General features: G+C 74.3%; 22 protein-coding genes. 16 read left to right on the plus strand and 6 right to left on the minus strand.

Translation table 11 applies throughout. The features are described from left to right. The first annotated feature begins 116 nt into the window (after positions 1-116). Complete coding sequence (locus A2CP1_RS11040) at positions 117-1,154, plus strand: sulfate ABC transporter substrate-binding protein (RefSeq protein ID WP_012633380.1); 1,038 nt, start codon at positions 117-119, stop codon at positions 1,152-1,154. Between the two features lie 67 nt (positions 1,155-1,221). On the opposite strand, the gene A2CP1_RS11045 is transcribed toward A2CP1_RS11040, so the two are convergent. The 6 genes from A2CP1_RS11045 to cysD are packed head-to-tail and all read right to left on the minus strand — an operon-like array spanning position 1,222 to position 6,889. Then, on the minus strand, positions 1,222-2,301 hold the full coding sequence (locus tag A2CP1_RS11045) for a sulfate/molybdate ABC transporter ATP-binding protein (protein WP_012633381.1): 1,080 nt from the start codon (positions 2,299-2,301) through the stop codon (positions 1,222-1,224). Beyond that, positions 2,298-3,149, minus strand: a complete 852-nt coding sequence (gene cysW, locus A2CP1_RS11050; protein ID WP_012633382.1) for a sulfate ABC transporter permease subunit CysW — start codon at positions 3,147-3,149, stop codon at positions 2,298-2,300. Before cysW ends, A2CP1_RS11045 begins: the two co-directional genes overlap by 4 nt. Then, positions 3,146-4,000: a sulfate ABC transporter permease subunit CysT gene (cysT, locus tag A2CP1_RS11055; RefSeq protein WP_012633383.1), complete on the minus strand. Its 855-nt coding sequence runs from the start codon at positions 3,998-4,000 to the stop codon at positions 3,146-3,148. The genes cysW and cysT overlap by 4 nt, the downstream gene beginning before the upstream one ends. Beyond that, positions 3,997-4,716: a phosphoadenylyl-sulfate reductase gene (locus A2CP1_RS11060; RefSeq protein ID WP_012633384.1), complete on the minus strand. Its 720-nt coding sequence runs from the start codon at positions 4,714-4,716 to the stop codon at positions 3,997-3,999. The genes cysT and A2CP1_RS11060 overlap by 4 nt, the downstream gene beginning before the upstream one ends. Further along, positions 4,713-5,963, minus strand: coding sequence for a sulfate adenylyltransferase subunit 1 (locus A2CP1_RS11065; protein WP_012633385.1), 1,251 nt, complete (start codon positions 5,961-5,963; stop codon positions 4,713-4,715). The genes A2CP1_RS11060 and A2CP1_RS11065 overlap by 4 nt, the downstream gene beginning before the upstream one ends. Next, positions 5,963-6,889 carry a sulfate adenylyltransferase subunit CysD gene (gene cysD / locus A2CP1_RS11070; RefSeq protein ID WP_012633386.1) on the minus strand — a complete coding sequence of 309 codons (927 nt, stop codon included), beginning with the start codon at positions 6,887-6,889 and terminating at the stop codon, positions 5,963-5,965. Before cysD ends, A2CP1_RS11065 begins: the two co-directional genes overlap by 1 nt. A 97-nt stretch (positions 6,890-6,986) precedes the next feature. Here cysD and A2CP1_RS11075 point away from each other — a divergent pair, with 97 nt between their 5' ends. From A2CP1_RS11075 to A2CP1_RS11145, 15 genes are all read left to right on the plus strand, one after another. Then, a complete protein-coding gene (locus tag A2CP1_RS11075) occupies positions 6,987-7,916 on the plus strand; it encodes a hypothetical protein (RefSeq protein WP_012633387.1) in 930 nt (309 codons plus the stop codon). Further along, complete coding sequence (gene rsmD, locus A2CP1_RS11080) at positions 7,913-8,452, plus strand: 16S rRNA (guanine(966)-N(2))-methyltransferase RsmD (protein WP_012633388.1); 540 nt, start codon at positions 7,913-7,915, stop codon at positions 8,450-8,452. Before A2CP1_RS11075 ends, rsmD begins: the two co-directional genes overlap by 4 nt. A 19-nt stretch (positions 8,453-8,471) precedes the next feature. Beyond that, positions 8,472-8,966: a pantetheine-phosphate adenylyltransferase gene (gene coaD / locus A2CP1_RS11085; protein WP_012526143.1), complete on the plus strand. Its 495-nt coding sequence runs from the start codon at positions 8,472-8,474 to the stop codon at positions 8,964-8,966. 147 nt (positions 8,967-9,113) lie between these two features. Further along, positions 9,114-10,316, plus strand: coding sequence for a pyridoxal phosphate-dependent aminotransferase (locus A2CP1_RS11090; RefSeq protein ID WP_012633389.1), 1,203 nt, complete (start codon positions 9,114-9,116; stop codon positions 10,314-10,316). Positions 10,317-10,436: 120 nt separating this feature from the next. Continuing rightward, entirely contained in the window at positions 10,437-10,862 is a 426-nt protein-coding gene (locus A2CP1_RS11095; RefSeq protein WP_012526145.1) for a cyclic nucleotide-binding domain-containing protein, read from the plus strand. Between the two features lie 91 nt (positions 10,863-10,953). Next, the gene (carB, locus tag A2CP1_RS11100) at positions 10,954-14,187 is read left to right on the plus strand and encodes a carbamoyl-phosphate synthase large subunit (protein ID WP_012633390.1); all 3,234 of its coding nucleotides are present in this window, start codon (positions 10,954-10,956) and stop codon (positions 14,185-14,187) included. Between the two features lie 128 nt (positions 14,188-14,315). Next, the gene (gene greA / locus A2CP1_RS11105) at positions 14,316-14,816 is read left to right on the plus strand and encodes a transcription elongation factor GreA (RefSeq protein WP_012526147.1); all 501 of its coding nucleotides are present in this window, start codon (positions 14,316-14,318) and stop codon (positions 14,814-14,816) included. Positions 14,817-14,843: 27 nt separating this feature from the next. Then, positions 14,844-17,558, plus strand: a complete 2,715-nt coding sequence (gene recG, locus A2CP1_RS11110; protein WP_012633391.1) for an ATP-dependent DNA helicase RecG — start codon at positions 14,844-14,846, stop codon at positions 17,556-17,558. A 122-nt stretch (positions 17,559-17,680) separates the two neighbouring features. After that, the gene (locus tag A2CP1_RS11115; RefSeq protein WP_049771387.1) at positions 17,681-18,277 is read left to right on the plus strand and encodes a protein-L-isoaspartate(D-aspartate) O-methyltransferase; all 597 of its coding nucleotides are present in this window, start codon (positions 17,681-17,683) and stop codon (positions 18,275-18,277) included. A 9-nt stretch (positions 18,278-18,286) separates the two neighbouring features. Next, positions 18,287-18,829, plus strand: a complete 543-nt coding sequence (locus A2CP1_RS11120) for a hypothetical protein (RefSeq protein WP_012633393.1) — start codon at positions 18,287-18,289, stop codon at positions 18,827-18,829. 50 nt (positions 18,830-18,879) lie between these two features. Beyond that, positions 18,880-20,085 (plus strand): aminotransferase class I/II-fold pyridoxal phosphate-dependent enzyme, encoded by a 1,206-nt coding sequence (locus A2CP1_RS11125; RefSeq protein ID WP_012633394.1) that lies wholly within the window; start codon positions 18,880-18,882, stop codon positions 20,083-20,085. Between the two features lie 2 nt (positions 20,086-20,087). Further along, the gene (gene thrC / locus A2CP1_RS11130) at positions 20,088-21,446 is read left to right on the plus strand and encodes a threonine synthase (protein ID WP_012633395.1); all 1,359 of its coding nucleotides are present in this window, start codon (positions 20,088-20,090) and stop codon (positions 21,444-21,446) included. A 10-nt stretch (positions 21,447-21,456) separates the two neighbouring features. Further along, complete coding sequence (locus A2CP1_RS11135) at positions 21,457-21,837, plus strand: hypothetical protein (RefSeq protein WP_012633396.1); 381 nt, start codon at positions 21,457-21,459, stop codon at positions 21,835-21,837. Continuing rightward, on the plus strand, positions 21,834-22,493 hold the full coding sequence (tmk, locus tag A2CP1_RS11140; RefSeq protein ID WP_012633397.1) for a dTMP kinase: 660 nt from the start codon (positions 21,834-21,836) through the stop codon (positions 22,491-22,493). Before A2CP1_RS11135 ends, tmk begins: the two co-directional genes overlap by 4 nt. Before the next feature lie 42 nt (positions 22,494-22,535). Further along, the gene (locus tag A2CP1_RS11145) at positions 22,536-23,288 is read left to right on the plus strand and encodes a competence/damage-inducible protein A (protein WP_012633398.1); all 753 of its coding nucleotides are present in this window, start codon (positions 22,536-22,538) and stop codon (positions 23,286-23,288) included. Positions 23,289-23,298 lie beyond the last annotated feature (10 nt).

The following is a 23,298-nucleotide window of genomic DNA, read 5'->3' on the forward strand; positions in this document are numbered from 1 at the left end:
CCCGCCGGCGCCGTCATAACGGACGGTTGTTCGCTTGACCGGACAGACGGCGCTCCCTACGATGCTCATCCGTTAGAACGGATGCGGCGCCGCCGCGTCGCCAGGGAGGAAGGGCCATGTCTCATCGTGTGAAGCAGCTGGGCCGGCGTGCCGCCGCGCTCGCATTCGCCGCCGCATTCGCCGCGCTGGTCGCGGTCGCGGCACCGGCGCGCGCCGCGGAGGTGAAGCTCCTCAACGTCTCCTACGACCCGACCCGCGAGCTGTACGAGGCGGTGAACCGGGCGTTCGCGGCGCAGTGGAAGGCGCAGTCCGGTCAGGAGCTGGTCGTGAAGCAGTCCCACGGCGGCTCCGGCAAGCAGGCGCGCGCCGTCATCGACGGGCTCGAGGCGGACGTGGTGACGCTGGCGCTCGCCTACGACGTGGACGCGGTCGCGAAGGTCGGCCTGGTCGCGCCCGCCTGGCAGCACCGGCTGCCGCAGAACGCCTCGCCGTACACGTCCACCATCGTGTTCCTGGTGCGCAAGGGCAACCCGAAGCACCTCGCCGACTGGGACGACCTGGTGAAGCCGGGGGTCCAGGTGATCACGCCCAACCCGAAGACCTCGGGTGGCGCGCGCTGGAACTACCTCGCGGCCTGGGCCCACGCGCTCCGCAAGCCGGGCGGGAGCGAGGCGAGCGCCAAGGCGTTCGTGAAGGCGCTCTTCCACAACGTGCCGGTGCTCGACTCCGGCGCGCGCGGCTCGACCACCACCTTCGTCGAGCGCGGCATCGGGGACGTCCTGCTCGCCTGGGAGAACGAGGCGTTCCTGGCGGTGGAGCGGCTCGGGAAGGGGCAGCTCGAGATCGTGGTCCCGCGCACCAGCATCCTGGCCGAGCCGCCGGTGGCGGTGGTGGATCGCAACGTGGACCGCCACGGCACGCGCGCGGTCGCCGAGGCGTACCTCCGGTTCCTGTACGGCCCGGAGGGCCAGGAGATCGCGGCGCGGAACTTCTACCGGCCGCGCGATCCGAAGGTCGCGGCGAGGCACGCCGGCCGCTTCCCGCAGGTGAAGCTCGTGACCGTCGACGAGGTGTTCGGCGGCTGGCAGAAGGCCCAGGCGGCGCACTTCGCCGACGGCGGGACCTTCGACCAGATCTACGTCCCCGGGACCTGAGCGGCCCGTCGCCATTCCCGGAGCCGCGCCGTCGCCGTTCGCGCGTGGCTTCCGGGCAGCGGCGCCCCTACAGGCCGCTGGCGGTGAGGCTGTCCAGCTCGCCGTCGGCGGCCGGGAACACGCGCACGCGCCGCGGCGAGAGGTGGACCGGGTCCCCGGGCTGGAGGCCGAGCGCCTCGCCCTTGCGGACGTCCAGCTCGACCTCGACCGCGCTGCCGTAGCCCGGAGCGCTCAGCTCGACCCGGGTCGCGGCGCCGAGCGGCACGAGCCGGACCACGCGCGCGGCGAAGCTGCCCGGCACCGGCGCCCGGTGCACCTCCAGCTCGTGCGGCCGGACGTACACGTTCGCCCGGGCGCGGTCGGTGCCGGCGGTGGGGGCAGCGAACTCCAGCTCGTTGACCCGGGTGCGGTTCCCCTCCACGCGGCCCTGGAACACGTTCACCGCGCCGAGGAAGCGCATCACGAACGGGCTGGCCGGCTCCTCGAACACCTGCGCCGGGGTGCCCACCTGCTCGACGCGGCCGGCGTTCATGAGCACCACCCGGTCCGAGACCTCGAACGCCTCCTCCTGGTCGTGCGTGACGAACACGCTGGTGACGTGCAGCTCGTCGTGGAGCCGCCGCAGCCAGCGCCGCAGCTCCTGGCGGACGCGCGCGTCGAGCGCGCCGAACGGTTCGTCGAGCAGCAGGATCCGCGGGGAGGTGGCGAGCGCGCGGGCCAGCGCCACGCGCTGCCGCTGGCCGCCGGAGAGCTGGTGCGGGTATCGCGCGCGCAGCCCGTCGAGCTGCACCAGCGAGAGCAGCTCGTCCACCCGCGCCGCGATCTCGGCGCGGCGCCGCCGGCGCACCGCCAGCGCGAACCCGACGTTCTCCGCCACGGTCATGTGCCGGAACAGCGCGTAGTGCTGGAACACGAGCCCCACGTTGCGCTCGCGCGCCGGGCGCGCCCCGACGTCCTCGCCGGCGTGCCGGACCTCCCCGGCGTCGGGCACCTCCAGGCCGGCGAGGATGCGCAGCAGCGTGGTCTTGCCGCAGCCGGAGGGCCCGAGCAGCGCCACCAGCTCGCCCTCGGGGATGTCGAGCGTGACGTCGCGCAGGACCGGGTGGGCGTCGAACGACTTGGACAGGTTGCGGATCTCGATGCTCATGCGTGGCTCCGGCGGGCCGCCGCCCGCGCCGACCGCTGCCTCCACTCGAGCGCCTTCTTGGCGACGAGCGTGACCAGCGCGAGGAGGAACAGGAGGGAGGCGACCGCGAAGGACGCGCGGAACGCGTACTCGTCGTAGAGGATCTCGACGTGGAGCGGGATGGTGTTCGTCACCCCGCGCACGTGGCCGGAGACCACCGAGACGGCCCCGAACTCGCCCATCGCGCGGGCGTTGCACAGGACGACGCCGTACAGCAGGCTCCACTTCACGTTGGGCAGCGTGACGCGGGAGAGGATCTGCCAGCCGCTCGCGCCCAGCACGAGCGCGGCCTCCTCCTCCTCGACGCCCTGCGCCTCCATGAACGGGATGAGCTCGCGTGCGACGAACGGGAACGTCACGAACACCGTCGCGAGGACGATGCCCGGGACCGCGAACACCACCTTCAGCCCGTGCGCGTCGAGCCACGGGCCGAGCCAGCCCTGCGCCCCGAACAGCAGCACCGTCACCATCCCGGAGATGACCGGCGAGACGCCGAACGGCAGGTCCACCAGCGAGACGAGCAGGCTCTTGCCCCGGAACCGGAAGCGGGTCAGCGACCACGCGGCGGCGATCCCGAACGCGGTGTTGAGCGGCACCGACCAGGCGGCCACGAGCAGCGTCAGCCGGATGGCGGCGCGCGCGTCGGGGTCGGTCACGGCCGCCCACCAGACCTGGGCGCCGCCGCGCACCGCCTCCCACAGCACGGCCGCGGCCGGGACCAGCACGAACGCCGCCAGGAACGCGAGCGCGAGGCCGGTGAGCGCCCACCGCACCGCGGCCGGATCCTGGTTGGCGACGCGCGCGCTCATGCCGTCCCCGTGCGCACGCGGGTCCAGGCCTGCAGCCGGTTGATCCCGAGGAGCAGCGCGAACGAGGTGCCCAGCAGCACGCACGCGATCGCCGAGGCGCCCGCGTAGTCGTACTGCTCGAGGCGGGTCATGATGAGCAGCGGCGCGATCTCGGTCCGCAGCGGCATGTTCCCCGAGATGAAGACGACCGAGCCGTACTCGCCGAGGCCGCGCGCGAACGCGAGCGCGAAGCCGGTGACGGCGGCGGGCACGAGCGCGGGGAGGATGACCCGGCGGAAGGTGGCCCAGCGCCCCGCGCCGAGCGTCGCGGCCGCCTCCTCGAGCTCGGGGTCGAGGTCCTCCAGCACCGGCTGGACGGTGCGGATCACGAACGGCAGGCCGATGAAGGTGAGCGCCAGCGTGACGCCGAGGGGAGAGAACGTCGCCTTCACGCCCAGCGGCTCGAGCAGCGCGCCCAGCCACCCGTTCCGCGCGTACACCGCCGTGAGGGCGATGCCGCTCACCGCGGTGGGCAGCGCGAACGGAAGGTCCACCACCGCGTCCACCAGCGAGCGGCCGGGGAAGCGGTACCGCGCCAGCACCCACGCCACCAGCACGCCGAACACCACGTTCACCGCGGCGCCGGCGAGCGAGGCGCCGAAGCTCAGGCGGTAGGAGGCGACCGCGCGCGGCGAGGCCACGACGGCCCAGGCCTGCGCCCAGGAGAGCGTGGACGCGCGCAGCGCCAGCGTGGAGAGCGGGACGAGCACCACCGCGGAGAGCCAGGCGACGGTGAGCCCGGTGGAGAGCCCGAAGCCGGGCAGCACCCGGCGCGCCCGGCCCGGGAGCGTCGCCGCGCCGACCGCGGTCATCGCCGCTCCCCGCCCGGCCCGAGCCGGTGCAGCCCGCACTCGGTCTTCTCGCGCCCGCGCCAGCGCCCGGCGCGCGGATCCTCGCCGGGCCGCACCGGGCTGGTGCAGGGGGCGCAGCCGATGGACGGGTAGCCCTGCTCGTGCAGCGGGTTGGTGGGCACGCCGAGCCGGCGGAGGCGGCGCCAGACGTCGTCGGAGGTCCAGGCGACGAGCGGGTTCACCTTCGCGAGGCCGAAGCGCGGATCCCACTCGAAGGCGCGCGCGCCGCCGCGGTCCGGGGTCTGGTCGCGGCGGATGCCGGTGACCCAGCCGCCGGAGGGGCCGAGCGCGGCGAGCGCCGCCCGCAGCGGCCGGACCTTGCGCACGTCACAGCAGGCGTCCGGGTCGCGCTCCCAGGGCGGCGGCTCGCCGGCCGGCACCACCGCCGGCGCGTCGCCCTTCACCGCGCGGATCCGCAGCCCGTGGCGCGCCTCGAGGCGGCCCCACAGCGCGTACGTCTCCGCGAACAGGAACCCGGTGTCGATGGTGAAGATCTCGACGGGCAGCCGCGCGCGCCCGACCGCGTCCACCAGCAGGCAGTCCTCGGCGCCGAAGCTGCACGCGAGCGCGATGCGCCCGGGGAACCGCTCCGCCGCGGCGGCCAGGATCTCCTCCGGCTGGCCGCCCTCGTGGCGCGCCGCCAGCGCCGCCAGCTCCTGCGCGATCGGCTCGCTCACTGGATCATCCCCGCGCCCACCGTGTCGTTGGTCGCCTCGTCGATCACCACGAACGCGCCGGTGGCGCGGGCGTCGGCGTAGCGGTCGGGCGCGACGGGCTGGGCGAGCCGCAGCGTCACCCGGCCGATGTCGTTCATGGCGAGTCCCTCGGCCGGCACCCGCTCCAGCGCGGCGAGGTCGAGGCGCCAGGCGATCTCGCTCACCTGCGCCCGCGTCTCGCGGGTGGTGTGCCGGACCAGGTAGCGCCGCGCCGGCGAGAGCGGCCGTTCGGAGAGCCAGCACACCAGCGCGTCCACGGTGCGGGTCGGCTCCGGCCCCTCGCCGGCGTGGACCAGCAGGTCGCCGCGCGAGACGTCCACCTCGTCCTCCAGCGTGAGCATCACCGACTGCTCGGCCCACGCCGAGGCGCGCCGCTCGTCCCCGACCCGGATCTCCTTCACGCGGGTGGTGCGGCCGGAGGGGAGCACCTGCACCGCGTCGCCGACGGCGACCGCGCCGGACTCCACCCGGCCGGCGAAGCCGCGGAAGTCGTGGTGCTCGCGCGTGTGCGGCCTGCAGACCCACTGCACCGGGAAGCGGAGGCGCTCGCCGGGCGCGGCGTGCGCCGCGGGCGCCCGCTCCAGCAGCTCGAGCAGCGTGGGGCCGCGGTACCAGCCGAGGTTCGCGCCACGGTCGACCACCATGTCGCCGTGCAGCGCGGAGATCGGCACGAAGCGCACGTCGAGGATGCCGAGGCGGGCGGCGAAGGCGCGGGCGTCCGCCTCGATGCGCGCGAACACCTCCTCGGACCAGCCCACCAGGTCGAGCTTGTTCACCACGAACACGAGGTGCCGGATGCCGACCAGGTGGGCGATGACCGCGTGGCGGCGCGTCTGGGTGACCACGCCCTTGCGCGCGTCCACCAGCACCAGCGCGAGGTGGGCGGTGGACGCGGCGGTCACCATGTTGCGCGTGTACTGCTCGTGGCCGGGAGCGTCGGCGATGATGTACTTGCGCGCGCCGGTCGAGAAGTAGCGGTACGCGACGTCGATGGTGATGCCCTGCTCGCGCTCGGCCTGCAGGCCGTCGGTGAGCAGCGACAGGTCCACCGCGTCCAGGCCGCGGCGGCGCGAGGTGCGCTCGATGGCGCTCAGCGCGTCGGCCAGGATCGAGCGGGTGTCGTGCAGCAGGCGGCCGATGAGCGTGCTCTTGCCGTCGTCCACGCTCCCGCAGGTGAGGAAGCGCAGCAGCCCGTCCTCGCGCGACATTAGAAGTACCCCTCCTTCTTGCGCTGCTCCATCGAGGCGTCCGAGGTCTGGTCGTCGAGGCGCGTCGCGCCGCGCTCGGTGACGGTGGTGGTGGCGGTCTCGGCGACGATCTCCTCCACCGTCGCGGCGGTGGACTCGACCGGCGCGGTGCAGGTGATGTCGCCGACGGTGCGGAACCGGACCGAGACGACCTCGGCCCGCTCGCCGGGGCGCGGCGGCGTGACTTCGGTCACCGGGACGAGCGCGCCGCCCCGCCGCACCACCGGGCGGCGGTGCGCGAAGTAGATCGACGGCAGCTCCAGCCGCTCGCGCGCGATGTACTGCCAGACGTCGAGCTCGGTCCAGTTGGAGATGGGGAACGCGCGGATGTGCTCGCCCCTGCGGATCCGCGCGTTGTAGAGGCTCCACAGCTCGGGCCGCTGGTGCTTGGGATCCCACTGGCCGAGGTCGTCGCGGAACGAGAAGACCCGCTCCTTCGCGCGGGCCTTCTCCTCGTCGCGGCGCGCCCCGCCGATGCAGGCGTCGAACCCGTGCTCGGCGATCGCGTCGAGCAGCGTGACCGACTGGTGCCGGTTGCGCGGCTCGTCCGGCCGGGCCAGCAAAACCTTGCCCTCGCGGATCGAGTCCTCCACCGAGCGCACCACCAGCCGCTCGCCGAGCTCCGCGGCGCGGCGGTCGCGGAACGCGATCACCTCGGCGTAGTTGTGGCCGGTGTCGATGTGGAGCAGCGGGAAGGGGAAGCGCGCGGGCCGGAACGCCTTCTCGGCGAGGCGCAGCAGGCAGACCGAGTCCTTGCCGCCGGAGAACAGCAGCGCGGGGTTCGCGCACTGCCCGGCCACCTCGCGCAGCACGTGGATCGCCTCGGCCTCGAGCCAGTCGAGGTGCGCCAGGGGGCGCCGGAGCTCTGCTGGATGGATGTCCGTCATAGCGGAAAGCGCATCCTAGTTAACGGACGAACATCCCGTCAAGCGGACGCGCCGTCCGCGGCCCGCCGGCCGGGCGCTCGCGTGCTATGAACCGGGCGTGCTCTCGCGGATCCTCGCGTTCCGTCCGCCCGGCGTGCTCGGACGCCTGCCGCCGCGCAGCGGCGCCTGCCCCCTCTCGCTGCGCGAGCTGATGGGCCCGGCGGTGGAGCTCGGGACGGCGCTCCCGCTCGTGGCCGCGCCCTCCGCCGCGGTGGCCCGGGCCGCGCTGGTGGCCGCGAAGGAGCTGGGCAGCGCGCTCGGCCTGGCGCTGCCGGCCGGCACGGCGCCGGAGCCCTGGTTCGCCACGGTGACCGCCGCGGCCGACGAGGTCGCGGCGGGGCTGCCCATCTTCCTCTCCGCCGAGGTGCGGGTGGAGGGCGAGGCGGCGATGCAGGTGGACCGCGCCTGCGAGGAGGCGTGGCGCCTGGTGGACGCGGGGCTCACGCACCTCGCGATCGACGCGGCGGAGGTGGCCGCGGAGGAGCGCGCGCGCGTGCTCGCCGAGGTGGCGGCGGGGGCGCTGGAGCGCGGGGTGTGCGTCGACTGCGTGGTGCCGATCGACCCGGGCGCCCCGGCGGCGCGGCACGCCGCGGTGCTGTTCGAGGCGCTCGCGGCGTGCGGCGCCCCGCCCGACGTGGCGAGCGTGCGCTGCCCGGCGCCCTCGGGCCCGGAGGACGCGCGCGCCCAGGTGGGCGCGCTGGCGCGGCTCTCGGCGGCGCTCGCCGGCGTGCCCGTCGTGCGCCGTGGGCCGGTGTCCCGCCCGCTGCTCGGGCTGCTCGCGGGCTCGCCGGTGAAGGCGTGCGAGGACGGGGGCGCGGCCGCTGCGCGCGCGCGGGCGCCGCTCGGCGGCGGCGCCGACGAGGCGGACCGGCGCGAGGCCCGGGTCTACGTCGAGGTGATGGACTTCCTGGAGCGGCTCGGCGCGGCGGGCAGCGCGCGCGGGCTGGCGCGGGCGCTGGAGGCGCGGCTCACCGAGGGCGGCGCGTGACGCGCATCATCGCCGGGACCGCGCGCGGCCGGCGGCTGGCCGTGCCGAAGGGGCAGGGGACGCGGCCCACCAGCGACAAGGTCCGCGGCGCGGTGTTCAACCTGCTCGGCCAGTTCTTCGAGGGCGGCGACGTGCTCGACCTCTACGCCGGCACCGGCGCGCTGGCGCTCGAGGCGCTCTCGCGCGGCTGCGCGCGGGCCGTGTGCGTCGAGGCGGATCGCCCCACCGCGGAGCTGCTGCGCCGGAACGCGGAGACCTGCGGCTGGACCGATCGCGTCGAAGTCGTCCGGGGCCGGGTGCCGGAGGCGCTGGCGCGGCTCGCGCCGGGCCGCTTCGCGCTGGCGTTCGTCGATCCGCCCTACGCGGAGGGGCCGGACGCGGCGCTGGCGGCGCTGGGCCCGCTGCTCGCGCCGGGGGGACGGGCGGTCGCCGAGCACGACGCCCGCCGGCCGCCCGTGGACCGGATCGGTCCACTCTCGCTGGCGGATCGGCGCACGTACGGCGGCACGGGAATCTCGATCTACCAGCGCGACTGAGCGATACTGCGCACCCCACATGAACCGCGCCGCCATCTACCCTGGCTCGTTCGATCCGCTCACCAACGGGCACCTCGCGATCATCCAGCGCGGGCTGAACCTGTTCGACCGGCTCGTCGTGGCGGTCGCGAACAACCCGCAGAAGTCGCCGATGTTCACGGTCGACGAGCGCAAGGCGCTCATCCGCGAGGCCGTGGGCAACGATCCGCGCGTCGAGGTGGACTCCTTCGACGGCCTGATGGTGGACTACGCCCGCACGCGCGGTATCCCCAAGGTGCTGCGCGGGCTGCGGGCGGTCTCGGACTTCGAGTACGAGTTCCAGCTCGCGAACATGAACAAGAAGCTGCTGCCGGAGTTCGAGTCGGTCTTCGTGATGACCGGCGAGGACTACTTCTTCGTCTCGGCGCGGCTGGTTCGCGAGGTGGCGCAGTTCGGCGGCAACGTCGAGGGCCTGGTGCCGGCGAACGTGCTCGAGGCGCTCCAGCGCAAGCTGGGCCGCCCGCCGCGAAGCTGATCCGCGGCGCCCGCCGCCCACGGGGGAAGCCCGCCGGCCGCGCAGCACGCCCCTGGCGGCGAGCACCCGTTCTGGTATTCTCGGTTCCCTTTTTTTCACGCCGCGGAGGCACGGCGGCGGTCACCTTCTCTCCGAGGGAACGGAACCATGAAGCTCGCGAAGCGGCTGGACGTGGTCAAGCCGTCGCCCACCCTGGCCATCACCGCGAAGGCGCGGGAGATGAAGTCGAAGGGCATCGACGTGGTGGGGTTCGGCGCCGGCGAGCCGGACTTCGACACGCCGTCGATGATCAAGGACGCGGCGAAGAAGGCGATCGACGCCGGCTTCACGAAGTACACGCCCACGAACGGCATCGTCGAGCTGCGCGAGGCGATCGCGGCCCGCATCCAGCAGGAGCACCGGGTCTCGTACAAGGCGAGCGAGGTGCTGGTCTCCTGCGGCGGCAAGCACGCGCTCTACAACCTGTTCCAGGCGCTGCTGAACGACGGGGACGAGGTCGTCATCTTCACGCCGTACTGGGTCTCCTACGCGGACATGGTGCGGGTGGCGGGCGGCGTCCCGGTGCTGGTCGAGACCAGCATGGACACCGGCTTCGATCCCTCCCCGGAGCAGATCCGCAAGGCGATCGGGCCGAAGACCCGGGCCGTGATCGTGAACAGCCCGTCCAACCCGACCGGCGCGATGCTCTCCCGCCGCACGCTCGAGACGGTGATCTCCTGCGTGAAGGGCACCGAGACGCTCATCGTCTCCGACGACATCTACGACAAGCTCGTCTACCGCGGGAAGTTCGAGAACGTCCTCGACCTCGACCCGTCGCTGCAGGGCCAGGTGGCGCTGGTGAACGGCGCCTCCAAGACGTTCTCCATGACCGGGTGGCGCATCGGCTGGACCGCCGGCCCGCAGGCGCTCATCTCGGCCATGCAGAAGCTCCAGGACAACTCGACCTCCAACCCCGCCTCGATCTCGCAGAAGGCGGCGCTCGGCGCGCTGACGGCCCCCGGGGTGGGCGACGAGGTCGAGAAGATGCGCAGGACGTTCGACGAGCGGCGCAAGCACATCGTCGGCCGCCTGAACGCCATCGACGGCGTCCGCTGCTTCGACCCGGGCGGCTCGTTCTACGCGTTCCCCTACGTCGGCGAGCTGCTGAAGCGGACCGCCCCCGGCGCGAGCGCGCCGCTCGGCACCGACGACAAGCTCATCGACCTGCTCCTCGAGAAGCACCTGGTGGCCGCGGTCCCGGGCTCCGCCTTCGGCGCGCCCGGCTACATGCGCCTGTCGTTCGCGACCTCCATGGAGCAGATCGACAAGGGCTGCGACCGCATCGCGGAGATGGCGAAGAGCCTGAAGTAGCTCCGGACACACAACGGGCGCCCCGCCGGCCTCCGGGCCGTGCGGGGCGTCGCGCTTTCGGGGGGGGATGGCAGGAATCCGGACCCGCCGAACGAGGGGGCGTGTGCTAGCCTGCCGGCCATGGACGCGCCTCGGGAGGTGTGGGGAGACCTCGCGACCACCGCCTTCGTGGAGTCGAGCCTGCTGTTCCGGTCGCTCGACCCGGACGCGCTCCGGGATCTCGTCCAGCTCGCCCGCGCGGTGGACGCCGCGGCAGGCGAGACGGTCTCCGCCGAGGGCGACGACGGCTTCTATCTGATGATGGACGGCCGGGCGGAGGTGCTCGCCGGCGGCGAGGCCCTTGGCCAGCTGGAGCGGGGCGCCTGCTTCGGCGAGGGGCGGGTGCTCGGGGGCGCCCGGCCCGCCGCCCTGGTGGCGCGCACCGCGGTGACGGCGGTCGCGTTCCCGGCGCCCATGGTGGCCGCGATGGCGGAGCGCTTCCCGCGCCTCCGCAAGCTGCTGGAGGCGGCCCGCGCCGCCCGCGAGAAGGCGGCCCACGGGGCCTAGCTGGCCTTCCTGGCGGGCGGCCGGGCGGGTGCGGCGCGGGCGCGCGGCGGGGTCCCATCGGCGGCGCGGTGTGTGCTAGGTTCCGCGTCCCATGGCGCGCCGTACGGACATCAAGAAGATCATGATCGTGGGCTCCGGGCCGATCGTCATCGGCCAGGCCTGCGAGTTCGACTACTCGGGCACCCAGGCGTGCAAGGCCTTGAAGGAGGAGGGGTACGAGGTCGTGCTCCTCAACTCCAACCCGGCCACCATCATGACCGACCCGGGGTTCGCCGACCGCACCTACGTCGAGCCCATCACGCCGGAGACCGCCGAGCTGATCCTGGCGCGCGAGAAGCCGGACGTGCTGCTCCCCACGCTGGGCGGCCAGACGGCGCTCAACCTGGCGGTGGCGCTGGCCCGCAACGGCGCGCTGGCGCGGCACGGGGTCGAGCTCATCGGCGCCTCGCTCGAGGCCATCGAGAAGGCCGAGGACCGGCTCCTGTTCAAGGAGGCGATGGAGCGCGTCGGGGTGGAGCTGCCCAAGAGCGGCTACGCCACGAGCTGGGAGGAGGCGCGGGCCATCGCCCGCGACATCGGCTTCCCCATCATCATCCGCCCGAGCTTCACCATGGGCGGGGAGGGCGGCGGCGTCGCCTACAACCTCGAGGAGTTCGAGCCGCTGGCGCGGCGCGCGCTCACGCTCTCCCCGACGCACACGATCCTGTGCGAGGAGTCGATCATCGGGTGGAAGGAGTACGAGCTCGAGGTGATGCGCGACCGGAAGGACAACGTCGTCATCATCTGCTCGATCGAGAACTTCGACCCGATGGGCGTGCACACCGGCGACTCGATCACGGTCGCGCCGGCCCAGACGCTCACCGACAAGGAGTACCAGCGGATGCGCGAGGCGGGCCTGCGCATCATCCGCGAGATCGGGGTCGAGACCGGCGGGTCGAACATCCAGTTCGGCGTCCACCCGAAGACCGGCCGCATGGTGGTCATCGAGATGAACCCGCGCGTGTCGCGGTCGTCCGCGCTCGCGTCCAAGGCCACCGGCTTCCCCATCGCCAAGATCGCGGCGAAGCTCGCGGTGGGCTACACGCTCGACGAGATCAAGAACGACATCACCCGCTACACGCCGGCCTCCTTCGAGCCGACCATCGACTACGTGGTCACGAAGGTGCCGCGCTTCGCGTTCGAGAAGTTCCGCGGCGCCGACGACACCCTGACCACGCAGATGAAGTCGGTGGGCGAGGTCATGGCCATCGGCCGGACGTTCCAGGAGTCGCTGCAGAAGGCCATCCGCGGCCTGGAGATCGACCGCTGCGGCCTGGAGTCGCCGCTCGGCAAGGTGCCGGGCGACGCCTACGCGCCCGACGAGCTGGAGCGCGTCCGCGCCGAGGCGCGCGTGCCGCGCGCGCACCGGCTGTTCTGGCTGGCGGAGTGCTTCCGCGCCGGGCTGGGCGTGGACGAGGTGCACGCGATCACGCACGTCGATCCGTGGTTCCTGCGCGAGGTGGAGGAGATCGTCGCCACCGAGCGGACGCTGGCCCGGGGCGTCCCCGCCAGCGCCGACGCGTTCCGCGCGGTGAAGCGGATGGGGTTCTCGGACCGGCGCATCGCGCAGCTCGCCGGCCGCAAGGAGGCGGAGGTCCGCGACGCGCGCCACGCGCTCGGCGTCCGCCCGGTGTTCAAGCGGGTGGACACCTGCGCGGCCGAGTTCGAGGCCTACACGCCCTACCTCTACTCCACGTACGAGGAGGAGTGCGAGGCGGCGCCGACCGACCGTCCCAAGGTGATGATCCTGGGCGGCGGGCCGAACCGCATCGGGCAGGGCATCGAGTTCGACTACTGCTGCGTGCACGCGTCGTTCGCGCTGTCGAAGGCCGGGTTCGAGACCATCATGGTCAACTGCAACCCGGAGACGGTCTCCACCGACTACGACACCTCCGATCGCCTCTACTTCGAGCCGCTCACGCTCGAGGACGTGCTCGAGATCGTGCACGTGGAGAAGCCGAAGGGGCTCATCGTCCAGTACGGCGGCCAGACGCCGCTCAAGCTGGCGGTGCCGCTGCACGCGCTCGGCGTGCCCATCTTCGGCACCGCCCCCGACGCCATCGACCGCGCCGAGGACCGCGAGCGCTTCGCCGCGCTCATCGAGAAGCTCGGGCTGCGCCAGCCGCGCAACGGGGTGGCCCGCAGCGCCGACGAGGCGTTCGCGGTGGCGCACCGCATCGGCTACCCGGCCATGGTCCGCCCGTCCTACGTGCTGGGCGGCCGCGCCATGGAGGTCGTCTACGACGACCGCGACCTCGAGACCTACCTGCGCGAGGCGGTGCAGGCCTCCAACGAGCGCCCGGTGCTCATCGACCGCTTCCTCAAGGACGCGGCCGAGGTGGACGTGGACGTGGTCTCGGACGGCCGCGACGTCACCGTGGGCGGGGTGATGGAGCACATCGAGGAGGCCGGCATCCACTCCGGCGACTCGGCCTGCGCGCTCCCGCCGTACAGCCTGCGCCCCGAGCACGTCGCCGAGATCGAGCGCCAGTCGGTGGCCATGGCGCGCGAGCTGGGCGTCATCGGCCTCATGAACGTGCAGTTCGCCATCCAGGGCGACGACATCTACGTCCTCGAGGTGAACCCGCGCGCGAGCCGCACCGTGCCGTTCGTGGGCAAGGCCACCGGCCTGCCGCTCGCGAAGGCGGGCGCGCTCTGCATGGTGGGCAAGACGCTGGCGGAGGCGGGCGTGGCGGGCCCGCGGCGGCCGCGGCACACCTCGGTGAAAGAGGCGGTGTTCCCGTTCGCGCGCTTCCGCGGGGTGGACACGGTCCTCGGCCCGGAGATGAAGTCCACCGGCGAGGTGATGGGCGTCTCCGACGACTTCTACCGCGCGTTCTTCAAGGCGCAGGCGGCCGCGGGCAACGCGCTGCCGGTCGCCGGGGAGGGGCGCCGCGCGTTCGTGTCGGTGCGCGACGCGGACAAGCCCGCGGTGGTGGACATCGTGCGGCGCCTCGCGAAGCTCGGGTTCGAGGTGCTCGCGACCACCGGCACGGCGGCGTTCCTGGCCGGGCACGGCATCGAGACCACCCGCGTGCGCAAGGTGAACGAGGGCCGGCCGTCGATCGTGGACCGCATCATCGACGGCGACGTGCACTTCGTGGTGAACACCACCGCCGGCAAGCAGGAGATCGCGGACAGCTACTCGATCCGCCGCGAGACGCTGATGAAGGGGCTGCCGTACTTCACCACGCTCACCGGCGCGCGCGCGGCGGTCGGCGCGATGGAGGCCGCGCGGGGCGGCGCGCCCTCGGTGCGCACCATCCAGGAGTACCACGGGGGCTGACGGCGAGGCCGGGCCCGGCCGATGGGACGTTGACAGCGCCTCCGAGGCGCTCTAGTGAAGGAAGAGGAACGCGGCCGCTCCGGGCATCCCCGGGGTCGGCCGTCCTCGTTTTTCGGGAAGGTGAAACGATGCAACGCGTCCCCATGACCAAGGGCGGCCTCGTCCGGCTGAAGGATGAGCTGAGGCGGCTCAAGAGCGTCGAGCGTCCCAAGATCGTGAAGGAGATCGCGGAGGCGCGCGCGCACGGGGATCTCTCCGAGAACGCCGAGTACCACGCGGCCAAGGAGAAGCAGAGCCACATCGAGGGCCGGATCGCGCAGGTGGAGCACTGGATCGCCAGCGCCGAGGTCATCGACGTGACCAAGCACGCCGGCGACCGCGTGGTGTTCGGCGCGACCGTCTCGCTCGAGGACGCCGAGTCCGGCGACCAGGTGACGTACCGCATCGTGGGCGAGCTGGAGGCCGACCTGAAGCAGGGCAAGATCTCGGTCACGAGCCCGATCGCGCGCGCGCTCATCGGGCGCAGCGAGGGCGACACGGTGGTGGTGCGCTCGCCCGGCGGCGAGAAGGAGTACGAGATCCAGTCGGTCGCGTTCGTGGAGGAGGAGCTGCCGACGGAGTCCGAGTAGTCGGACCCGGCTGGTAGCCTCGCCGCCGTGGAGCGCAAGCAGGGCGGCCCGGCGGATCCGCGCCAGGAGGGAGACCTCCCCGGCGCCGCCGCCGCGCGCGCGCTCGAGGCGCTGCTGCCGCCGCTCCGCTTCGCGGTGAAGGACGGCTTCGCCGGCGCGCCCCGGCTCACCGGCTTCGGCGAGACGGTGCGCGGCGCGGTCGCGCGCGCCCGCGCGGCCGGGGCCGGCGACTCGCCCGCACTGCGCCGGCTGGAGCTGGAGGCGGAGGGCTTCGACGCGCTCCCGCTCGCCGCGCGGCGCAAGGCGCTGGCGCGCATCGCCGCCGATGTCGCGGCGCTCATCCCGGTTCCCGAGGAGCTGCGCGCGCTGGCGCGGGCCGCGCGCGTCGAGGCCGAGGCGCGCCCCGGCGGCACGCCCCCGCCCGCCGCGCAGGCGGCGTCTCCGGCGCCGCCCCAGCCGCGCGCGGCGCCGCCCCGCCCGCGCGCGGCGCAGGGATCCGTCGCGCGCCCGGGACGGCAAGCCGCGCCGCCGCCCGCCGCGAGCGCCCCGCCGCCGGTGGACGCGCCCGCCCCGCGCGTCCCGCTCGCGCCGGATCCGCCCTGGCACGCGCTCCCCGAGGCGCGCACGCCGGAGGAGCGCGCCGCCCGCCGCCGCCGCCTCGCCACGCGCCTCGCCGACCTGCCGCGGGTCCACCCGGCGCCGCGGGCGCTGCTGGAGGAGCGCGGGCGCGAGACGGTGGAGGCGGCGCTGGAGCTGTGGCCGCGCGCGTACCAGGACCGCACCGCGCTGCGCCGCATCTCCGAGCTGCGGGTGGGGGACGAGGCGGCCGTGCTCGGGACCGTGAGCCACGTGCGCGTCCAGCGCATGCGCAGCGGGAAGCCCCTCCTCAAGGTCGGCGTGCAGGAGGGCGGCTCCGCGCTGGAGCTCGTGTTCTTCAACCCGCCGCCGTGGCGCCTGAAGCAGTTCGCGGCGGGCGAGTCGCTGCTCTGCTCGGGCAAGGTCACCGAGGGCTTCGGCGCGCGGCGCCAGATGAGCCAGCCGGAGGTGGAGAAGGTCCAGGCCGGCGACTCCGCCAACTTCGGGCGCATCGTGCCCGTCTACCCGGGCCCGGCCGACTACCAGCACCCGGCGCTGCGCAAGCTGATGAAGCGCCTGGTGGACGAGCTCGTGCCCGCGGCGGTGGACGACGTGCCCGCGGAGATCCGCGCCCGCCGCGGCCTGGTCGGCCGCGCCGAGGCGCTGCGCGAGGCCCACTTCCCGCCGGCCGGCACCGACCCGCTCCACGCGGCAGAGCGGGTGACGCCGGCCTTCCGGCGGCTCGTGTTCGAGGAGCTGTTCTTCCTGCAGCTCGCGCTCGCCATGCGGCGGCGCGGGGTCCGGGCCGAGGCGGGGATCGCGTTCGACGCCTCGCCGGCGGCGCTGGCCCGCGCGGTCGAGCCGCTGCCCTTCCGGCTCACCGGCGCGCAGGAGCGCGCGCTCGCCGAGATCGCCCGGGACATGGCCGACGCCGAGCCCATGAACCGGCTGCTGCAGGGCGACGTCGGCAGCGGCAAGACCGCGGTCGCGTTCGCCGCGATGATGCTGGCGGTCCAGTCCGGCTGGCAGGCGGCGCTCATGGTGCCGACCGAGATCCTGGCCGAGCAGCACGCGCGCACGCTGTCGCGCTGGCTGGAGGGGCGCGGGGTCGAGGTGGCGCTGGTGGGCGCGAGCGCGCGCGGCAAGGGGCAGCGCGAGGCGCGGGCGGCGGTGGCGGAGGGCAGGGCGCGCATCGCGGTGGGGACGCACGCGCTGCTGGAGCAGGCGGTCGGGTTCGAGCGGCTCGGCCTGGTGGTGGTGGACGAGCAGCACCGCTTCGGCGTGATGCAGCGGGCCTCGCTCATCTCCAAGGGGCGCCGCCCGGACGTGCTGGTCATGACCGCGACGCCCATCCCCCGCACCCTGGCGCTCGCGTTCTACGGCGACCTCGACCAGTCCAAGATCTCCGAGCTGCCGCCGGGCCGCACCCCGGTGACCACGCGGCTGTTCGGCGACTCGCAGCGCAAGGCGGCCTACGCGCTCGCGCGCGGCGAGCTCGAGGCGGGCCGGCAGGTGTACGTGGTGTACCCGCTGGTGGAGGAGTCGGAGAAGACCGACCTCGCCGACGCCACCACCGGCGCGGCCGACCTGGGGAAGGTGTTCCCCGGCCACGAGATCGGGCTGCTGCACGGGCGGATGAAGCCTGAGGAGAAGCAGCGGGTCATGGACCGCTTCCGCGCCGGCGAGGTCCACGTGCTGGTCGCGACCACCGTCATCGAGGTGGGCGTGGACGTGCCCAACGCGAGCGTCATGATCGTCGAGCACGCCGAGCGCTTCGGCCTCTCGCAGCTGCACCAGCTCCGGGGGCGGGTGGGGCGCGGCGCGGCGAAGAGCCACTGCCTGCTGCTCGCGCACTTCCGCCGGGCCGGCGACGACGCGCGCGAGCGGCTGCGGGCCATGGAGGAGACGCAGGACGGGTTCGAGATCGCGCGGGTGGACCTGCGCATCCGCGGCCCCGGCGAGCTGCTCGGGACCCGGCAGTCCGGGCAGAAGCTGCTCGACGTCGCCGACCTCTACCGCGACGAGGCCATCCTGGAGGAGGCGCGGGAGGAGGCGTTCGGCCTGGTGGAGCGCGACGGCGACCTGGCCCGCCCCGAGCACGCCGCGGCGCGCGAGGCGCTCGCCGGCCGCTGGGCCGGGCGGCTCTCGCTGGCGCAGGTGGGCTAGCGCCGCGGCCGCCCCCGGCGGGCTCGCCCCGGCGGACGGCGGCGGCGCGCCACCTCGCGGGCGCGGCGCGGGAGTGCCTAGCATCGGGCGTGAGCACGGAGCTCGCCGCCTGGCTCGGCCACATGGGCATCCGCGACCGGCGCGTCCTCGACGCGATCGCGGCGCTCGACCGCGCGCGCTTCGTGTCCCGCGACCTCTCGGCCGAGGCCTACGCCGATCGGCCGCTCCCCATCGGCTTCGGCCAGACCATCTCGCAGCCGTACGTGGTGGCGTTCATGACCGAGGCGCTCGAGCTCGAGGGCGGCGAGCGCGTGCTGGAGGTCGGCACCGGCTCCGGTTACCAGACCGCGCTGCTGGCGCGGCTCGCCGGCGAGGTGTGGTCGGTCGAGATCGTCCCCGGGCTGGCGGCGCGGGCGCGTGCGCTGCTGCTCGAGGAGCTCGGCCTCGCGAACGTCCACCTGCGCGAGGGCGACGGCGCGCTGGGGTGGCCGGAGGCGGCGCCGTTCGAGCGCATCCTCGTCACCGCCGCCGCGCCGCGCGTCCCGCCGGCGCTCCGGGCGCAGCTCGCGCCGGGCGGACGGATGGTGCTGCCGGTGGGTGAGGCGGAGTCGGAGCAGGTGCTCCGCGTGGTCGAGCGCGGCGCGGACGGGATCGAGGAGAGCGAGGACGTCCTCCCCGTCCGCTTCGTCCCGCTCACGCACCTCCCGCCTGCGGTATGATCCCCGCGCATGATCGTCTGCCCCGTGTGCGACCACCCCCAGGCGCTCGGCTCCGAGTGCGAGGTCTGCGGCAAGCGCCTCGCTCTCCACGGCGTGCCGGGCGACGAGGTGTCCCCGATCGACGGGCTCGAGCCGACGCGGTTCGCGGCCGTGCAGGCGCCGGGCGAGGCCGTGCCCGGGCTGGAGCCGACGCGGGTGGGCGAGGCTGCGTTCGAGCCGGCCCCGCCGGACGGGCTGGCGGAGGCGCTGGAGCCGACGCTCGCCGCGCCGGTCGAGGTGGACGTGGCCCCGACGCCGGACGTGGAGCGGACCGGGGTGGAGCTCCCCGCCACGGAGCGCACGCCGCTGCCGGTGTTCGTGACCTGCCGCTACTGCCGGACGCCGGCGATGCCCGGGGAGCGGCTCTGCGGCCGGTGCGGGATGCGCCTGCCGCTCGCCGGCGCCACGCCCGCCGAGGCCGGTCCCGCGGGCTGGCGCTGCGGCTGCGGCGCGTGGGTGGTCTCCGGGCCATGTCCCGCTTGCGGGGCACGCGCGCCCGTCACGGCGGGGTAGCTCGGCGCTTGCCATTCGGCGCGCGTCCCGGCAAATTGGCGGGTCCCGCCATGAAGACCTTCAACGACCCCGAGGCCTTTGCGCGCGTCAAGCGCCTGCCGCCGTACGTCTTCACCGTCACCGATCGCCTGCGCGACGAGGCCATCGCGCGCGGGGTGGACGTGGTGGACTTCTCCATGGGCAACCCGGACGGCGCCACGCCGGACCGGATCGTGGAGCGGCTGCGCAGCGCCGTGGGGGACCCGAAGCTGCACCGGTACCTGAACCCGCGCGGCCAGCCGGAGCTGCGCGCGGCGGTGTCGCGCTGGTGGAAGCGGCGCCAGGGCGTCGAGGTCGATCCCGAGCGCGAGGTGCTCGTCACCATCGGCTCGAAGGAGGGCATCGGGCACGCCCTCATCGCCATGCTCGCCGAGGGCGACACGGTCCTCGCGCCCGCGCCGACCTATCCCATCCACGCGTTCGGCGCGGTGCTGGCGGGCGCCGAGTCCTTGCCGGTGGCGGTCGGCCCGGGCGTGGACTTCTTCGAGTCGCTGGTGGCCGCGGCGGAGCGCGCCGAGAAGCGGCCGAAGGGCCTGGTGGTGAACTTCCCCGCGAACCCGACCGCGGCGGTGGCCACCCAGGAGCTGTTCGAGAAGATCGTCCGGTTCGCCGAGGCGCGGGACATGTTCATCGTGTCCGACCTGGCCTACTGCGACATCGTCTTCGACGGCCCGAAGGCGCCGTCGATGCTGGCCGTGCCGGGCGCGCGCGACCGCACCCTCGAGTTCATGTCGCTGTCGAAGAGCTACAACATGCCGGGCTGGCGCGTGGGCTTCTGCGCGGGCAACCCGGCGCTGGTGGCCGCGGCGGCGCGGGTGAAGAGCTACCTCGACTACGGCCTGTTCGGCGCCGTGCAGGCCGCCGCGATCACCGCGCTCGACGAGTGCGACGACGAGGTGGTGAAGATCCGCGAGAAGTACCGGGTCCGCCGCGACGCGCTCGTCCGCCACTTCGGCGCGGCCGGGTGGCAGGTGCCGGCGCCGGCCGCCTCGATGTTCGCGTGGGCGCCCATCCCCGAGCCGTTCCGCCAGCTCGGCTCGCTGGAGTTCTGCAAGCGGCTCATCGACGAGGCCGGCGTCGCGGTCGCCCCGGGCATCGGCTTCGGGCCGACCGGCGAGGGCAGCGTCCGCATCGCGCTCATCGTGGACGAGCCGCGCGTGCAGCTCGCCGCCGAGCGGATCGAGAAGTTCCTCAAGAAGGGCCCGGGCGGGCGGTAGCGATGGCCGCGCCCGCGTTCTCGTCCTGGTTCCGCTGCGCGGACGGTTGCGACTTCCGCGCCGAGCTCACCGAGGTGGTCTACGAGTGCCCGCGCTGCGGCGGGCTGCTCGAGGTCGAGCACGACCGCGCCGCGCTCGCGACCCGGAGCGCCGCCGAGTGGAAGGCGCTGTTCGACGGGCGCTTCAAGCTGGGCGCCTGGCCGTACGGCTCGGGGGTATGGGGCAAGAAGGAGTGGGTCTACCCCGGCATCGCCGACGCCAACGTCGTCTCGATGTTCGAGGGCGGCAGCCCGCTGCTCCGCATCGATCGCTACGCCCGCGAACTCGGCCTCGACGACGTGTGGCTGAAGGAGTGCGGGGTCACGCACACCGGGTCGTTCAAGGACCTGGGCATGACCGTGCTCGTCTCCGCGGTGAAGGAGATGCGGGCCCGCGGCGCCGCCGTGCGCGCGGTCGCCTGCGCCTCCACCGGCGACACCTCGGCCGCGCTCTCCGCCTACTGCGCCGCCGCCGGCATCCCCAGCGTGGTGCTGCTGCCGCGCGGCAAGATCTCCACCGCGCAGCTCGTCCAGCCCATCTCGAACGGCGCGCTGGTGCTCGAGCTCGACACCGACTTCGACGGCTGCATGCAGGTGGTGAAGCAGCTCAGCCGCACCAAGGACATCTACCTCGCGAACTCGATGAACTCGCTGCGCATCGAGGGGCAGAAGACCGCCTCCATCGAGATCGCGCAGCAGCTCGGCTGGACCTCGCCGGACTGGATCGTGATCCCGGGCGGCAACCTGGGGAACGCGAGCGCGGTCGGGAAGGGCTTCCTGCTCATGAAGGAGCTGGGCGTGGTGGACCGGCTCCCGCGCCTGGTGGTCGCGCAGGCGGAGCACGCGAACCCGCTCTGGCGGGCCACCACCGGCGCCGGGGTGAAGCCCACCGCCGCGGTCGAGGTCGCGCCGCTCGCCGCCCGGAAGACGCTCGCCTCCGCCATCCAGATCGGCGCCCCGGTGTCGGCGCGCCGCGCGCTGCGCGCGCTGGAGGCGCTCGACGGCGTGGTCGAGCAGGCCAGCGAGCAGGAGCTCGCCGACGCGGCCGCGCGCGCGGACCGGGCCGGCATGTTCACCTGTCCGCACACCGGCGTGGCGCTCGCCGCGCTCGAGAAGCTCGCCGCGCGCGGGGTGGTGAAGCGGGGCGAGCGGGTGGTGGTGATCTCCACCGCGCACGGCCTCAAGTTCTCGGACTTCAAGGTCGGCTACCACGACCAGACCTTGCCCGGGATCCGCGCCGGGCTGCGCAATCCGGCCGTCCAGCTCCCCGCCACGCTCGGCGCGGTCCAGGACGCGATTGCCGGCCGCTTCGGGCGAGGGTAGAACGCGGCCCATGAGCACCCCCACGCCCACCCATCCCGGCGCCGAGACCGGCGCGCTCCGCGCCGAGCACGACGCGCTCGCGAAGCGACTCGAGGTGCGCCGCTCCATCGACGTGGCCCGGCGCGGGGCCTACGAGATCTTCGCCGGGCTCATCGGCGTGGGCGCGTCCATCGCGCTCGCCTGGGATCGCTGGGGCAAGCTCAAGCCCGGCATGGTCCGCAAGGTGGCGAAGGGCCCGCCGGTGTTCCTGTACCTCGCGGTCGCGGCGGCGGTGGTGCTGCTCGTGCTCGCCGTCCGCTCCTTCCTGCGCGCTCGCCGCCTCATGCGCGAGGAGGACGCGCTGTACGCGCGGTTCCGCGCGCTGCGCGAGACGCTGAGGCTGGATCCGTGAGCGCGGCGGGGGGCGGCGGACGCGGACGTCCGGCCGCTCGCGGCCGCTTCGTCGTCCTCGAGGGGCTCGACGGCGCCGGGACCACCACGCAGGCGCGGCTGCTCGGCGAGCGGCTCCGCGCGGACGGCCGCACCGCCCACGTCACCGCCGAGCCGTCCGGGGGGCCGGTGGGCGCGCTCGTTCGCCAGGTGCTGACGCGCCGCGTGACCGGCGTCGCGGGCGCGGACTTCGACCCGCACGCGCTCGCGCTGCTGTTCGCGGCGGATCGCCGCGATCACCGGGCCGTCGAGATCGACCCGAAGCTGGCCGCGGGGATCGACGTCGTCTCCGACCGCTACACGCTGTCGTCGCTCGCCTACCAGGGCGCGGCGCTCGGGGAGATGGAGTGGGTCCGCCAGGTGAACGGGGCGGCGGGCCCGCCGGACGCGACGCTGTTCCTCCGGGTGCGGCCCGAGGTCGCGCTGCGGCGCCGGCGCGCCGCGTCGCTCGACCGCGAGATCTACGAGGTGGGCGCGTTCCAGCGGAAGGTGGCCGCCGAGTACGATCGCGCCATCGCGCTGTTGCGCCAGGCGGGCGAGAGCGTGATCGAGATCGACGGTGAGCGCCCGGTGGAGGCCGTGGCCGCCGCGGTGTGGGCGGCCGTCTCGACCCTGTAGCCGGCTGGCGTCCGCGCGCGGGACGGGTTACGGGAGGGGGCGATGCCCCGCACGCCCACCGCCGCCCTCGTCGTCGTCGGCAACGAGGTCCTCTCCGCCAAGGTCCAGGACGAGAACGGGCCGTTCACCGCGCGCCGGCTCCGGGAGCTGGGCGTGGAGCTGGTCACCATCCGGACCGTGCGCGACCGGGTGGACGAGGTCTCCGCCGCGGTCCTGGCCCTGTGCCGGCAGGTGGACTGGGTGTTCACCTCGGGTGGGGTGGGGCCGACGCACGACGACATCACCGTCCGCGCGGTGGCGGAGGCGCTCGGCAGGCCCATGCACCGCTCGCCGGCGCTGGTCGAGACCATCCGCGCGCTGCACCGGCGCGGCCACCCGGGCGCCGAGCCGCCCGAGGCGGCGCTGCGCATGGCCGACGTGCCCGAGGGGACGCGGCTGCTCGGGGACGAGGGCTACCCGACGCTCGCGCTCGAGAACGTGGTGATGCTGCCGGGCGTGCCGCAGTTCTACCGGCACCAGTTCGAGCGCATCGCGCACCTGCTCCAGGCGCCGCCGTTCCGCCTCGCCTGCGTGTACCTGTCGGCGGGCGAGGGCGAGATCGCGCCCGCGCTCGACGCGGTGGCGGCGGCGCACCCGGCGGTCGAGATCGGCAGCTACCCGCGCTTCGACGCCGGGGCCGACCACCGGGTGAAGGTCACGCTGGAGGCGAAGGACGCGGCCCGGGTGGAGGCGGCCCTGCGCGCGCTGCTGGCGGCGCTGCCGGCGGGCTCCGTCCTGCGGACCGAGGGCCCGTGAAGGCCCCGGC

It is taken from the genome of Anaeromyxobacter dehalogenans 2CP-1, from assembly GCF_000022145.1.
GTDB lineage: Bacteria > Myxococcota > Myxococcia > Myxococcales > Anaeromyxobacteraceae > Anaeromyxobacter > Anaeromyxobacter dehalogenans.

Excerpts from the sequence above, each read along its gene's own strand:
- cysT (WP_012633383.1), bottom strand. The coding sequence starts at position 4,000 with ATGACCGCGGTCGGCGCGGCGACGCTCCCGGGCCGGGCGCGCCGGGTG.
- coaD (WP_012526143.1), top strand. The coding sequence starts at position 8,472 with ATGAACCGCGCCGCCATCTACCCTGGCTCGTTCGATCCGCTCACCAAC.
- A2CP1_RS11120 (WP_012633393.1), top strand. The coding sequence starts at position 18,287 with ATGATCGTCTGCCCCGTGTGCGACCACCCCCAGGCGCTCGGCTCCGAG.
- cysW (WP_012633382.1), bottom strand. The coding sequence starts at position 3,149 with ATGAGCGCGCGCGTCGCCAACCAGGATCCGGCCGCGGTGCGGTGGGCG.
- A2CP1_RS11145 (WP_012633398.1), top strand. The coding sequence starts at position 22,536 with ATGCCCCGCACGCCCACCGCCGCCCTCGTCGTCGTCGGCAACGAGGTC.
- cysD (WP_012633386.1), bottom strand. The coding sequence starts at position 6,889 with ATGACGGACATCCATCCAGCAGAGCTCCGGCGCCCCCTGGCGCACCTC.
- A2CP1_RS11090 (WP_012633389.1), top strand. The coding sequence starts at position 9,114 with ATGAAGCTCGCGAAGCGGCTGGACGTGGTCAAGCCGTCGCCCACCCTG.
- A2CP1_RS11065 (WP_012633385.1), bottom strand. The coding sequence starts at position 5,963 with ATGTCGCGCGAGGACGGGCTGCTGCGCTTCCTCACCTGCGGGAGCGTG.
- carB (WP_012633390.1), top strand. The coding sequence starts at position 10,954 with ATGGCGCGCCGTACGGACATCAAGAAGATCATGATCGTGGGCTCCGGG.
- A2CP1_RS11115 (WP_049771387.1), top strand. The coding sequence starts at position 17,681 with ATGGGCATCCGCGACCGGCGCGTCCTCGACGCGATCGCGGCGCTCGAC.
- A2CP1_RS11135 (WP_012633396.1), top strand. The coding sequence starts at position 21,457 with ATGAGCACCCCCACGCCCACCCATCCCGGCGCCGAGACCGGCGCGCTC.
- thrC (WP_012633395.1), top strand. The coding sequence starts at position 20,088 with ATGGCCGCGCCCGCGTTCTCGTCCTGGTTCCGCTGCGCGGACGGTTGC.
- A2CP1_RS11045 (WP_012633381.1), bottom strand. The coding sequence starts at position 2,301 with ATGAGCATCGAGATCCGCAACCTGTCCAAGTCGTTCGACGCCCACCCG.
- A2CP1_RS11095 (WP_012526145.1), top strand. The coding sequence starts at position 10,437 with ATGGACGCGCCTCGGGAGGTGTGGGGAGACCTCGCGACCACCGCCTTC.
- greA (WP_012526147.1), top strand. The coding sequence starts at position 14,316 with ATGCAACGCGTCCCCATGACCAAGGGCGGCCTCGTCCGGCTGAAGGAT.
- A2CP1_RS11125 (WP_012633394.1), top strand. The coding sequence starts at position 18,880 with ATGAAGACCTTCAACGACCCCGAGGCCTTTGCGCGCGTCAAGCGCCTG.
- A2CP1_RS11040 (WP_012633380.1), top strand. The coding sequence starts at position 117 with ATGTCTCATCGTGTGAAGCAGCTGGGCCGGCGTGCCGCCGCGCTCGCA.